Origin of the sequence: Lacrimispora indolis DSM 755, assembly GCF_000526995.1 — a bacterium.
Taxonomy (GTDB): domain Bacteria; phylum Bacillota; class Clostridia; order Lachnospirales; family Lachnospiraceae; genus Lacrimispora; species Lacrimispora indolis.
Map to the genome: position 1 here is coordinate 1,853,712 of NZ_AZUI01000001.1, position 13,611 is coordinate 1,867,322.

Sequence of the window (13,611 nt, forward strand, 5' to 3'; positions counted from 1 at the left end):
GGTCAAAATCAACTAACTAGCTAATTTTTTTCCCGTTTTACTTGTTGTTTGGTTCGTATACAATTACTTGTATTCGTTCTGAATTTTCTCATTCAAAGCCATCAAACAATGGCTTATTTTATTAGAATTTTCAGGGTTTTACATACTGTTCAATCTTCTGTTTTCAAAGTGCTTTGTGTTGTTTTTGTCTTAACAGCAACTCATTTATTCTATCACAGCGTTTCTGTCTTGTCAACACTTTTCTTTATTTATTTTTCACTGCTTTTCGACAGCTGGTATATAGTATCACATCTTCATTTCCATGTCAACTACTTTTTTCACTGCCTAAGAGTAAAAAATAATCATTTGGAAATGAGCGGAGAAAGAGGGATTTGAACCCTCGCGCCGGTTGCCCGACCTACACCCTTAGCAGGGGCGCCTCTTCGGCCTCTTGAGTATTTCTCCGTAGTTCATAATTTCCATATGATTGGTCTTTCAAATAAAATCTTTTCCAGACGCATTGACAATTATACAAGATATATTTCTACTTGTCAACCTATTTTTCGATTTATTTCTTCCTGTATTTTGTCGTGTACGATTTCTGCAATCTGCATGGTTTTCAGCTTCTGATAATCCTCTGCATAAAGGGGTTTTAAGAAGCAAACCTGAACGATCTGCTTCTTGGAAGACTTCTCGTCAAAGGGTTTAAAACTGTCGATCAGTGCAACCGGTACAATGGGACATTTGGCATTTATGGCACTCTTAAAGGTTCCTCCCTTAAAAGCCAGAAGTTTATTTCCTTCACGGCTACGGGTCCCCTCCGGGAAGATCACATAATTCCTTCCGTTTTTTACACCCTCCGCCATCTTTGCTATGATTTCCATGGAAGCCCTGATATCCTGGCGGTCTATAGAAAATCCATTCAAGGCTTTTATTACCTGCTTTACAAGAATAAGATTGGAAGCTTCTTTCTTTACCACCACCGTGAATGGGTTGGGACAGGCATCCATCAGAGCAAGAACATCGAACAGGCCCTGATGGTTTGGAAAAAGGATAAACCCATTTTCAGACGGAAGATTTTCGGTCCCATGGACGCAAATCTCCACCCGCCCTGATTTATTTACTTTTTTCACAACATTCCGGATATAATCATAACGCTGTTCATCTGTATGAGAATCTTCCGGAAGGCCAAGCTTCCAGATACGGTAAAACCACACAGGAACGCGAAAAAGATTTTTGACTATTATATAGAAAATACGGTTCATAGTTTTTATGATTCCTCTCTGTAATTTCTAATAGCCGTTTCATACAAATCATTCCCCTTACAATCAATTACTACAATAACAGGAAAGTCCTTCACCTCCAGACGTCTGATGGCCTCGGTTCCAAGATCTTCATAAGCAATTACCTCCGATGAGACGATGCATTTGGAAAGAAGGGCGCCGGCTCCTCCCACCGCGGCAAAATAAACGGCTCCGTTTCTTACCATGGCTTCTATCACATCTTTGCTTCGCTTTCCTTTTCCGATCATGCCGCCCATACCCATATCAAGAAGCTGGGGCGTATATTTATCCATGCGGCTGGCGGTTGTCGGTCCGGCAGAACCTATGGGACGTCCTTCTCTTGCAGGTGACGGCCCCATATAATAAATCATATTTCCTTTTATGTCAAAGGGAAGCGGCTCATTTCTGTCCAAAGCTTCCTTCATCCGTTTGTGAGCGGCATCCCTGGCCGTATAAATGGTTCCTGTAAGATAAACGTAATCCCCTGCCTTTAAACACTGGGCATCCTTTTTTTCTATGGGTGCTTTTATATGATAATCCATGGTCTCCTCCATTTTGCGTATTTATGAATCAATCGGATATGCCTGCGTATCCAATTGACGCCCGATCAGGCGGGGCGCACTGTGCCCGGTAAAACAATACACGTTGTTCACTGTCCCAAGGTTAAAAAATGTTTTTTAACCTTTGCTGCAATGATTATATGATGCGGTGGGCATGTCTGTTCACATGACAGCAAATATTGACGGCTACCGGAAGCCCTGCGATATGAGTCGGATAGGTTTCAATATTTACAGCTAAAGCGGTTATACTTCCTCCCAAGCCTCCTGGCCCGATTCCCAGCTTGTTTATCTTCTCCAGCATTTCCTTTTCCAGTTCCTTTACATAAGGTACCAAAGGCTTTTCCTCAAGATCTCTGGTCAAGGCGTGCTTTGCCATCTGGGCGCATTTTTCAAAGGTTCCGCCGATTCCCACTCCTATGACCATGGGAGGGCAGGCATTGGGGCCGGCTTCTTTAACGGAAGTCAAAATAGCTTCCTTAATCCCTTCCAGCCCATCTGCAGGCTTTAACATGAAAATGCGGCTCATATTTTCACTTCCAAACCCCTTAGGGGCAACTGTGATATCAATTTTATCTCCGCTCACAATTTCATAATGAATGACCGCAGGAGTATTATCCTTTGTATTCACCCGCTCCACCGGCTCCACCACTGATTTTCTTAAATATCCTTCTTCATACCCTTTTCTTACACCCTGGTTGACTGCATCTGTGAGATTTCCGCCTTCTATATGCACATCCTGCCCTATTTTCATAAAAATGACGGCCATCCCTGTATCCTGGCAGATGGGAATCATATCTTCTCTGGCAATTTTCAAATTTTCCTTCAACTGGCAAAGCACCTGTCTGCCAAGAGCGGAGTTTTCTTTGTCCACTGCCTTAAGAAATACGCTTTCCATATCATCTGAAAGCACATGATTGGCTTCTATACACATTTCCTTTATGTTCTTCGTTACTTCTTCAATATTAACCGTTCTGATCATATATTCCTCCAGATAAACAAACCCCTTTATTTTATTTCATCATAAATGATTCTCATTATGAAATCAAGTTCAAACATAAAATAAGGCAGGGGATGTCTTATTTATCATTCCCTGCCTTATTTTCAGAACCAAGACGATTCCGGATCAATTTTTCCTGAATATCTTTTATCGTAAGCTCTTCCATTCTTTTTCTGCAAAGCTCATCTAAATCTCCATAGATTTCATCCATGATCCCTGACATTCCCGAAGCAACCATACAGGGAGTATCTACATTTCCGGATTTCCAGGAAGAAGATACAAAGGTAACATCCAAAGCATCACAAATGCTTCTTAAATTTACTTCAGAGGAATCTTTTGCAAAATGATAGCCGCCCTCCAGCCCTTCCTTTGTTGTAATAATTCCGGCCTTTTTTAATTTTGCCATCACTTTTCTAACCCGGGCGGGATTGGTGCATACATTGGAAGCCAGTTCTTCACTGGAAATGGTGGCTTTCCTCTGGTTTAAATAAACTACTCCATGAACCGCTACTGCAAACTCACTTGTCATACGAATCCCCTATTTCATAGGCATGATCTTCTTCGTGAAGCCAAACACAGTGCTGACCGGACTCAGAAAATCAACCGTTCGATGAGCCGCCTGGCAAATCGAACATCCTTGATCTGTAATTGATATAGTTTCAGTTTATATTTTATCAATTTGCCGGATCATTGTCAAGCGGACTTCATTTACTTCGTGGAATTCAGCGGCTTTTATTTAATCCAATTTTTTCTATTAAATCCTTTAACTGCTGGATTGCCTGGTTTTCATCCTCCCCTGCTGCTGATATTATCACCCGCTCTTCCTGCTTGATTGCCAATCTCATAATAGCAAGGGGATCTTTTAAATCGGCTTCCTTCTCTTCTTTTTTTAATTTTATAAGGGATGTAAACTGTTTGGCTGCCGCAGCCATGTCTCCTGCTGACCTGGCATGTATCCCCATTGCATCCTGAACTACAAATTCAAACTGCTTCACAAAGCACCTCCTGTTAATCCAGATCCTCACCGCCCGATGCAATCACTTTTTTCATCCATGCATAACTGTCCTTCTTGATCCTTTTGCCTGTTCCATTTCCATAGTCGTCATAATCTACATAAATAAAACCATAACGTTTACTCATTTCACAGGAAGAGCAGGAAACAATATCAATGGGTCCCCATGCATAATAACCTCTTAGATCCACCCCGTCACCAATGGCTTCCTTCATCTGCTCAATATGTGCCCGGAGATATTCCACTCTGTAGGAATCATGGATTTCGCCATTTTCTACCTCATCATAATAGCCAACTCCGTTTTCAGTTATATAAACAGGTTTCTGATATCTGTCATAAAATTCATTCAACAAAATCCTCAGCCCAATGGGATCAATGCTCCAGCCCCAGGGATTTGCCGGCAGTTCTTTGTTCCTGTATGCCTCATTCCCTTTGTCATAGCTTTCCTTGGAACATATCTGGGTGTAGTAATAAGAAAATGAGAAAAAGTCTGCGGTATTTTTTAAATCCTCTTCATCATCGTCTTCAAAGGTAATATCAATATTCCAGTCCTCAAAAAATCGGAATGCATAACCGGGATAATATCCCCTAAGCAATACGTCGGCAAAGAAATACTCCATTTGATTGTGCTTTAATGCTGCCAAAACATCCTCTGGTTTACATGTGGCCGGGTATTCCGGCCCTCCGCACAGCATCATGCCGATCTGCATTTCAGGATATTTTTCGTGAGCGTATTTTGTTGCCCTGGCACATGCCACCATCTCATGATGAACTGCCTGATATTTTGCAGAGCGCAGATCGTCAACCACATCTTCTGCGATTCCAAGGTGGTTAAATGATTCATGACCGATCAAATTGATTTGATTCACAATGATCCAGTACTTTACCTTACCAGCATACCGGTCAAATACTGTTTTGCAATAGTTTACGAAAAAATCAATGGTCTCCCTGGAATACCAGCCTTTGTATGAAGTGGTCAGATGAAGCGGCATCTCATAATGGGAAATGGTGATCATAGGCTCCATGCCGTTTTTAATGATCTCATCAAATAATTTATCATAAAATTCAAGCCCTTTCTCATTTGGCTGTGCGTCATCACCATTTGGATAAATTCTGGCCCAGTTAATGGAAGTTCTGAATGTTTTCAGTCCCAGCTCAGCCAGCAGCTTTAAATCTTCAGGATAGGTATGGTAAAAATCAATGCCTCTCCTTTTTGGGAAATTTTTATCACTGCTTTGCAGGGCCTCTTCTATATATGCTCTGGTCACTTCCCCATTGGAACGCTTTTCAATGGGCAGATCCTTTTGAAATTCATTAATATCTGCAAGGCAAAGCCCCTTGCCATCCAGGTCATAAGCCCCCTCCAGCTGATTTGCCGCCACAGCGCCTCCCCACATGAAATCCGATGGAAAACCTTTTGGTACTTTTCTCATGATGTTCTCCTTTCCTTCCTGATATTACCGGTCTATTCCTGATCTTCCAGGCGTTTCAAACGTTTTTCCCAATTTTCAAAGATTTTGATCATTTGTTTTGCAATATTGATTTCACTGTATATGGTCATCAGGGTATCCTGTGCATGGGCGAAAATCAATGAATACTCCGCTTTTTCTCCTCTGGTTTCTCCCTGAATGGCATCCGTCTGGATCCGGTGGGCCTCTGTAATTTTTTTCTGCGCTTCTTTCATTTTTTCGTTGGCCAAAATAAAATCCTGATCGGCAATGGCTGTCAATGCTTCTTTGCACAGTAAGCGTGCATCTCCCGCATTCATAATAATGCTCATTGCAGATTCTAATGTTTTTTCATCCATTTTTATCACCCTTCTGATCACTCTATTTCTTTTCTTCAGCTTTTCTCTCTGCCTCAGCCTCCTGGCTGTCATATATACGGAAAAATGGATACCAGATTACGGTTGAAAGCAATGCACAAACAGCCATTAAAATAATGCCTTTGATGCTTCCCGTTGTCAGCCATGTTGAAATGGGGAAAGGACAATACCACATATCAAAAACCCTGGTGGGAATAGGTGCAAATGGAATGACCTTTGTAAAAATCCAGACTACTGTGGGAAGGATGATTCCCATCAGCCACATAGGGATCATCATAATGGGATTCCATGCGATGCATCCGAACACAACCGGCTCATTGATATTAAAAACTGCAGGTACAAAGCTGGCACGCCCTAATGCTCTCAATTTATTGCTTTTTGCAAATATAAGCATAATGACCAGGGGCAAGGTACATCCGATTCCGCCGATCCAGATATATGCAGAGTATACGGTAGGATCAGTAACCAGGTTCAATGTTTCGTGAGTAGCTGTTCCGGCGGCTGCCATGCTCACATTTGCAGTAATAGCCATAAGCATGGCCGGTTTATAAACCGGTGTGAGAACCCAGCTTGAAATCCCCAGGGAATATAAAAAGCAAACAAGTAAAAGAGAAAGGGCAAATCCCCAGGGAGTCTGCATAACATTGGAAATCGGCATAAACAATGACAGCACAATATTATAGATATCGATCCCAAGTAAATCCACCAAAACCCAGAGGGAACAAACAATGATCCCTGCCGGCAGCATGGAATCAAACCAGGCTCTTACAAAGTCAGGGATTACAGAAGTCTCTTTAAAGAATGAGAACTTTCCGAATAGACCCATGATCAAACCTGAAAAAACACCTGCGGTAATCGCTACGAACATCCCTCCGGCCCCTAAAGACGCATGCCCAAACCCAGGGACACCATCCTTAATCACCTGAGGAGAAATAATAATCAAAAATGCTACCACGCCGGAAAGTGCTGCAATGATTCTTTGTTTGCGCAGACGCTTTTTTTCCATTAAGTTAAATGGTATTAAAAATGCAACAAATAATGATAACAATCCCATTGTCCAGCCAAAGGGAGTCCAGAAATTGGGCCACCATTGCCAGCCAAACACATCCCCCGGAACAGTTAAAAAGCAAAAGATTGATCCTAACAAAATAAACGGAAGCACCTGCATAATGGAATCTTTTAAGGTGGTAACCCAGACATTGTTATTAATTTTGTTCATTTTCGGTGCAAAACTGTGTTCTAACCAATGAATTAACTGTTTCATCTTTCTCCTCCTCCTCCTTATTCACTCAGCTCATTTCACTTAATAAATGCTCCAATGCCATCTCTCCATTTAATGTTGAGTAGTATTCCGGCTTCATTAAAATGACTTTCACATCCTTTCCGCCTGTATATTCCTCAATTTCATCCAGAATATAGGCCAGGTGAGGTCCTACCATAAGGGCATCGATTTCATCAATATAGTTTTCAATCTCACTTTCCCCTCTGGCTGTTATACTGACCTCTACTTTTTTTGCAGTTGCTGCCTTTCTTATATTAGCCGCCATAAACCCGGAACTTGCACCGGATCCGCAAACCAGCAAAACCTTTAACATAAATAAAATCCTCCTTAATCTGCATAATAGTTGATGCACTCATTATGACTTTTTTTATCTTAAAATTCCACCAGAGATTTGCACGCTTCCTGTGCAAATCTCTGGTGGAAAAATTCTTTCCATACTCCTATAATAGACAGAAGGAGGGTTTTACTATGGGGACAAAATTACTGAAATTAATACGCATTCTGCTGATGCACACAAACGAAATGACAGCTTCTGCTTTAGCTGCTGAAATGGGGGTATCGGAACGTAGTATAAAAAGTTATATTTCTGAGATCAACATCCACGATCCTCAGACAATCCGTTCTTCCAGAAAGGGATATTCCATTGACCCAGAGGCCGGAAGAAAAATCTTAAATGATTCCGGCACCCACATCCCCCAGTCCTCTCAGGAAAGGCTGGTTTATATTATCAATCTTCTGATCAAACAGGAAGCCGGCATTCACGCATACGATCTATGCGATACCATATACATCAGCTACTCCACTTTAAAGAATGAGCTGGGAGCAGTAAAAAGGAAGCTGAGTCAGTTTGATTTAAAACTTCTCAATCAAAAGGATAATTTATCCATTGAAGGGCTGGAAAAAAATAAACGCCGCTTGCTAAGCTCTATTTTATACGATGAATCCAATATTAACTTTGTAAGCCTTAAAACCATTCAACATGTGTTTCCTGATATTGAAATTGAGTATATCAAAAACACATTGCTGAATATTTTTGATCAATACCATTATTTTGTCAATGATTATTCCCTTATCAATATTGTTCTCCACATCACCATAGCCATTGACAGAATCAAAAATCACAATATTAATACTCAGGATGTCCAGGAACTGACTCAGATACGGTATCACGAATATGAGTTGGCAAGTCAGGTCATAAAGCAGCTGGAACACCATTTTCATATTACCTACAGCAAAGCGGAGATCTATGAACTTGCCCTGCTGCTGATTTCCAGGGCTACCACCATAGATTATAAAAGCATAACCACTGCAAATCTGGTGGACTTTATCGGGAAAGAATGCTTTGATCTGGTAGAAGAAATGATCCGGTCGGTTAATGCTTATTATTATATTGATTTAACAGAGCCTGAATTTCTGATTCGGTTTGCCATTCATATCAGGAATCTGCTTCAACGATCAAAAAATCAGCAATTTTCAAAAAATCCTTTAACCGAAGAAATTAAAACTTCCTGCCCTCTGATTTATGATGTCTCCGTATATTTGTCCGGAATCATCAAAGACCGTACGGGGATCATCATCAATGACGATGAAATTGCCTATATCACCTTTCACTTAGGAAGCACTCTGGAAGCCCAGAAAAGTTTAAATAAAAAAGTGACTGCCGTTTTATACTGCCCTAACTATTATGATTTGAATATACGTCTGACAGATACCATTAACCATCATTTTTCCTGTGAAATGTTAATAACCAACATCTTAACGGATGAGAATGGTCTGGAACAGGTTCCTAAATTTGATTTTATTATGTCAACTGTACCGCTCCATGACTTTTATGGCGTGGATATTGTCCATATCGGAATGTTTTTTACGGATAAGGATATTTCCGTAATCAGAAATAAGATTACATCCGTGAGAATTAATAAGAAAAAAACAACCTTTAAAAATTATCTGGAAACCCTGATCATACCTGAATTCTTTGAAAGAAGAAATGATTTAAAAACAGAGAAAGAAGCAATCGAATATCTGACCCGTAAAATGCACCGGATGGGTTATGTAGACGAGACGTTCCGGGAAGATATCTATGTGCGTGAAAAACTTTCTTCCACTGCTTTCCACGATTTTGCAATTCCCCATGCAATGAAAATGCATGCGGAAAAAACAGGACTGAATATCCTGATTTCTGATTCGCCTGTTTCATGGGATGGAAAGCCTGTTTATCTTGTCATTATGATGTGCTTTAACAAAAATGACCGTCACATTTTCAATGAAATCTTTGAACCGCTTACCATGATGCTGACGGACCGGGAGTTCATTAAAAAACTGATTCAGGTGAGAGATCATGAAACATTCATTCAAATGCTGACCGATAACCTGGAAGTAACTTTTTAGTACAGCGTTGTGGGTATTCATGCCTAAAGGTTTTGATTCCCTATGAAGTCAATCGGATATTCCCAATGACCAAGGGTCACAGCGCCCCCCGCATCATCGGGTGGACCTTCCTCTTCGTTACTTGATGAACTAAAAAAGTTGTCCGGGTATTGAAAGCCGGACAACTTTTTATATTGGATATAAATTATTTTTCCTTTATACGAACAATCACACTCTTTATCACCTTATCATCCATTTCCAATATGGAATATTGATTTTTATCATCCTCCATTTCCAATGGAAGCTGAGATTCCTTCGGGATAAAACCAAGTATTTCGATCAGATATCCTGACAGCGTATCACAGGAGCTTTCAATTTCTTCATGAAGAACCTCATCCAAATCATACAAGGAAATACTTCCTGCTGCTTTATAAACGTTAGGTTCTACTTCGACCAGCTCCGGCTCTTCATCTTCATACTCTTCCGGAATATCTCCCACAATTTCTTTAATCAAATCTTCCATGGTGATAAGACCGGATACTCCACCGTATTCATCCACCAGGATGGCCATTCTGATCTTACCATTCTTCATATCCAGAAATAAGTCATCTGTCTTTTTATTTTCCGGGATAAAATAAGGTTTCTGCATAATGGTACGGATATCAATATCCGCCCACTCATTCCTATTCAATTCAATGATAAAGTCCTTTATGGATAAAATACCGATAATATTATCAATTTCTTCTTCATAAACCGGAATCCTGGAATGACGGCTGTCAAATATCTCATTAATGAAAAGCTCCATGGGAGTTTTGATATCAACTGCCACCATATCCTGTCTGGGGGTCATGATTTCTCTGGCCCTTTTATCGTCAAAGAGAAAAATAGAAGTGATCATATCCTCTTCGATCTTGTTGAACACACCGCTTTCCCGCCCTGTCTGGAGCATGGAACGGATTTCTTCCTCAGACACTTCTTCTTCTAAATTTTCCGTCTTCATTCCAAGAAGCTTTAAAATTCCATTGGTTGACATGGAAAGAAGCCTAATGAACGGCGCCATGACTTTTGATACCATATAAATGGGGCGTACGGCAAACAAGCTGAACCGTTCTGCCTTTTGCAATGCAATCCGTTTGGGAACCAGTTCTCCCAATACCAGGTTAAAGTAAGACAGAATAATGGTCACTATTACCATGGAGATGCTCCGGCTGTAGGGAACGCCTAAGACCTGCATTTTGTCTCCCAGTATTTGTGAAATTCCTGTTGCAGCCGATGCACTGGAGAAGAAACCGGCAAAGGTTATGGCTACCTGGATGGTTGAAAGGAAACCGGTGGAGTCCTCTGAAAGCTTTTGAATCAGAGCTGCCTTCTTATTTCCGTTATCAGCCAGCATCCGGATCCTGTTTTTGTTGACTGATACAACAGCCATTTCCGCTCCTGCAAAAAACGCATTCATTAAGGTTAAAGCAATTAATAATAAAATCTGTGCGGCTATCTGCGCCGCGCCTGGGTCACTGTCCAAGCTGGTATTCCTCCTTTTTTTAGGACATATTTGTCCATGCAGGTTTTCCTGCTAAATTTCAATAAATAAAAGACTTTGACCGCAGTAAAGTTAATATTGCTGCATTCAAAGTCTTTTACTGCTGATTATTGATGGTTAATATTATAATATAAAAATTAAAATATTACCATATCCTTTGTGTTAATTTTTTTATTCCTCATCAGAGGCTTCATCTATACCGGTTATCTCTTCCGGGAATTCTTCATTCCCATCGTCCAGTACCTCTGGAAGTTCTACATCCACGATGTCCAGTTCTTCCAGACCTTCTCCATCGGATTTGCTTCCGTCATCCCGTACCTTTGCAATGCTGGCAACGGTAATATCGGAATCCTGGTCAATGTTCATCAGTTTTACTCCGGAAGTGTTTCTTCCGATGACGGAAATGTCATTGACAGAAATTCGGATAACGATTCCTTCGGTGGTGATCAGAAGAAGATCATGGTCATCCTGTACTAACTTAGCCCCTACGATGTCTCCTGTCTTTTCCGTGATCTTATAGCACAGAACACCCTTTCCGCCTCTTCTCTGAGGTGTGAATTCCTCAATAGGAGTTCGCTTGCCCATACCATTAGCCGATACGATCAGCAGCTTCGGCCCCTGGGATTCCTTCTGCATTCCTACAACCTGGTCATCCTCATTGAGCTTCATGCCGATAACACCTATGGATACACGGCCTGTAATACGGACATCCTTTTCATGGAACCTGATGCACTGGCCTTTCTTCGTCACCAGGAAGATGTCCTTTGTATCATCCGTGGCCTTAACCTCGATCAGTTCATCATTTTCCCGAAGGACAATAGCCTGAAGACCGTTCCTGCGGACATTGGCATATTCCTTCATAGGTGTTTTCTTCACCATTCCGTTTTTGGTTGCCATAAATAAGAACTTGTCATCATCGTATTCCTTCATGGGGATGATGGCCGTAATGCTCTCGCCGGGAAGCATCTGCAAAAGGTTTACAATGGCGGTTCCTCTGGAGGTTCTGCTTCCTTCCGGGATCATATACGTTTTTAACCGGTAAACACGGCCTGTATTGGTAAAGAACATCAGGTAATGATGGGTGGTTGTCATCATCAGGTCTTCGATGTAATCCTGATCAATGGTCTGCATTCCCTTGATTCCCCTGCCGCCCCGGTTCTGATTCTTGAAGTTATCAATAGACATCCTCTTAATATATCCCAGCTTTGTCATGGCTACAATGGTACTTTCATCGGGAATCAAATCTTCCATGGACATATCATACTCATCAAAGCCGATGGAGGTTCTTCTGTCATCTCCGAATTTTGCGGAAATGATGGATATTTCCTCTTTGATCACTGCTAAAAGCTTTTTTTCATCAGCAAGGATGGCCTTTAATTCTTCGATCCTGGCTTCCAGCTCCTTGTATTCGTTCTCAAGCTTTTCTCTTTCCAAACCGGTAAGAGCTCTCAGACGCATATCAACAATTGCCTGGGACTGGACATCGCTTAAGCCAAAGCGGCTCATGAGTTCTGCCTTAGCTGCCTGGACATTTTCAGAGCCACGGATGATCCTGATGACTTCGTCAATGTTATCTAAGGCAATGAGCAAGCCCTGCAAAATGTGTGCTCTTTCTTCCGCCTTGTTTAAGTCATAACGGATCCTTCTGGTCACAACTTCCTTTTGATGCTCCAGATAATAATTTAACATCTGAAGGATATTTAAGACCTTTGGCTCTAAAACGCCGGAACTGTTTTTAACAAGAGCGAGCATGATCACACCAAAGGTATCCTGAAGCTGGGTATGCTTGATCAGCTGGTTAAGGATTACATTGGCGTTGGCATCACGGCGAAGCTCAATGCAGATCCTCATACCGGAACGGTCTGACTCATCCCTTAAGTCGGTAATTCCATCCACCTTTTTATCTTTTACAAGCTCTGCGATCTTTTCAATAAGGCGGGCCTTATTGACCATATAGGGAAGCTCGGTCACTATGATCCGGCTTTTTCCGTTTGCCATGGTTTCAATATCGCTGACAGCCCTGACACGAATCTTTCCTCTTCCCGTACGATATGCTTCTTCGATTCCCCGTTTTCCCAGGATGGTTGCTCCTGTTGGGAAATCCGGCCCTTTGATGATTTCTAAGATCTCCTCCATGGTGGTTTCCCTGTTTTCTTCCACCTGGTTGTCAATAATATGAATGACCGCATTAATAACCTCTCTTAAGTTATGAGGAGGGATGTTGGTAGCCATACCAACGGCTATTCCGGAGGTGCCATTTACCAGAAGATTGGGATAACGGGACGGAAGTACATCCGGCTCTCTCTCCGTCTCATCAAAATTGGGGCTGAAATCAACGGTATCTTTGCTGATATCTGCAAGCATTTCCATGGAAATCTTACTTAAGCGGGCTTCTGTATATCGCATGGCAGCCGCCCCGTCTCCATCAACGGAACCGAAGTTTCCGTGACCATCCACCAGCGGATATCTGGTAGACCATTCCTGTGCCATATTCACCAGAGCTCCGTAAATAGAGCTGTCACCGTGAGGGTGGTATTTACCCATGGTATCACCCACGATACGGGCACATTTACGGTGTGGCTTATCCGGACCGTTGTTGAGCTCAATCATGGAATACAGGACTCTACGCTGAACCGGCTTCAAACCGTCTCTTACATCAGGCAGAGCTCTGGAAACAATGACACTCATGGCATACTCGATATACGATTTTTCCATGGTCTTTTTTAAGTCCACATCATGAACTTTATCAAAGATATTTGGTTCCAT

Annotated in this window: 12 protein-coding genes and 1 tRNA gene; 1 reads left to right on the plus strand and 12 read right to left on the minus strand. The window is 41.7% G+C overall.

The features are described from left to right. Nucleotides 1-356: 356 nt before the first annotated feature. From K401_RS0108895 to K401_RS0108940, 10 genes are all read right to left on the minus strand, one after another. A tRNA-Ser gene (locus K401_RS0108895) sits at nt 357-444 on the minus strand. 86 nt (nt 445-530) lie between these two features. Beyond that, nucleotides 531-1,244, minus strand: a complete 714-nt coding sequence (locus tag K401_RS0108900) for a lysophospholipid acyltransferase family protein (RefSeq protein WP_024292618.1) — start codon at nt 1,242-1,244, stop codon at nt 531-533. Between the two features lie 5 nt (nt 1,245-1,249). Next, nucleotides 1,250-1,804, minus strand: a complete 555-nt coding sequence (locus K401_RS0108905) for a Fe-S-containing hydro-lyase (protein ID WP_024292619.1) — start codon at nt 1,802-1,804, stop codon at nt 1,250-1,252. 154 nt (nt 1,805-1,958) lie between these two features. Beyond that, on the minus strand, nt 1,959-2,801 hold the full coding sequence (locus K401_RS0108910) for a fumarate hydratase (RefSeq protein ID WP_034620266.1): 843 nt from the start codon (nt 2,799-2,801) through the stop codon (nt 1,959-1,961). Between the two features lie 97 nt (nt 2,802-2,898). Then, on the minus strand, nt 2,899-3,348 hold the full coding sequence (locus tag K401_RS0108915; RefSeq protein WP_024292621.1) for an RrF2 family transcriptional regulator: 450 nt from the start codon (nt 3,346-3,348) through the stop codon (nt 2,899-2,901). Nucleotides 3,349-3,541: 193 nt separating this feature from the next. Beyond that, entirely contained in the window at nt 3,542-3,814 is a 273-nt protein-coding gene (locus K401_RS0108920) for an HPr family phosphocarrier protein (protein ID WP_024292622.1), read from the minus strand. A gap of 13 nt (nt 3,815-3,827) precedes the next feature. After that, nucleotides 3,828-5,264: a glycoside hydrolase family 1 protein gene (locus K401_RS0108925; protein WP_024292623.1), complete on the minus strand. Its 1,437-nt coding sequence runs from the start codon at nt 5,262-5,264 to the stop codon at nt 3,828-3,830. A 32-nt stretch (nt 5,265-5,296) separates the two neighbouring features. Next, nucleotides 5,297-5,638, minus strand: a complete 342-nt coding sequence (locus K401_RS0108930; protein WP_024292624.1) for a PTS lactose/cellobiose transporter subunit IIA — start codon at nt 5,636-5,638, stop codon at nt 5,297-5,299. Between the two features lie 22 nt (nt 5,639-5,660). After that, nucleotides 5,661-6,920 carry a PTS sugar transporter subunit IIC gene (locus K401_RS0108935; RefSeq protein ID WP_024292625.1) on the minus strand — a complete coding sequence of 420 codons (1,260 nt, stop codon included), beginning with the start codon at nt 6,918-6,920 and terminating at the stop codon, nt 5,661-5,663. A gap of 25 nt (nt 6,921-6,945) precedes the next feature. Further along, nucleotides 6,946-7,251 (minus strand): PTS sugar transporter subunit IIB, encoded by a 306-nt coding sequence (locus tag K401_RS0108940; RefSeq protein ID WP_027352510.1) that lies wholly within the window; start codon nt 7,249-7,251, stop codon nt 6,946-6,948. A 155-nt stretch (nt 7,252-7,406) separates the two neighbouring features. On the opposite strand from K401_RS0108940, the gene K401_RS0108945 reads away from it, so the two are divergent. After that, nucleotides 7,407-9,326: a BglG family transcription antiterminator gene (locus K401_RS0108945; protein ID WP_024292627.1), complete on the plus strand. Its 1,920-nt coding sequence runs from the start codon at nt 7,407-7,409 to the stop codon at nt 9,324-9,326. 184 nt (nt 9,327-9,510) lie between these two features. On the opposite strand, the gene K401_RS0108950 is transcribed toward K401_RS0108945, so the two are convergent. Next, on the minus strand, nt 9,511-10,827 hold the full coding sequence (locus K401_RS0108950) for a hemolysin family protein (RefSeq protein ID WP_024292628.1): 1,317 nt from the start codon (nt 10,825-10,827) through the stop codon (nt 9,511-9,513). A 189-nt stretch (nt 10,828-11,016) separates the two neighbouring features. Beyond that, complete coding sequence (gene gyrA, locus K401_RS0108955; protein ID WP_024292629.1) at nt 11,017-13,611, minus strand: DNA gyrase subunit A; 2,595 nt, start codon at nt 13,609-13,611, stop codon at nt 11,017-11,019.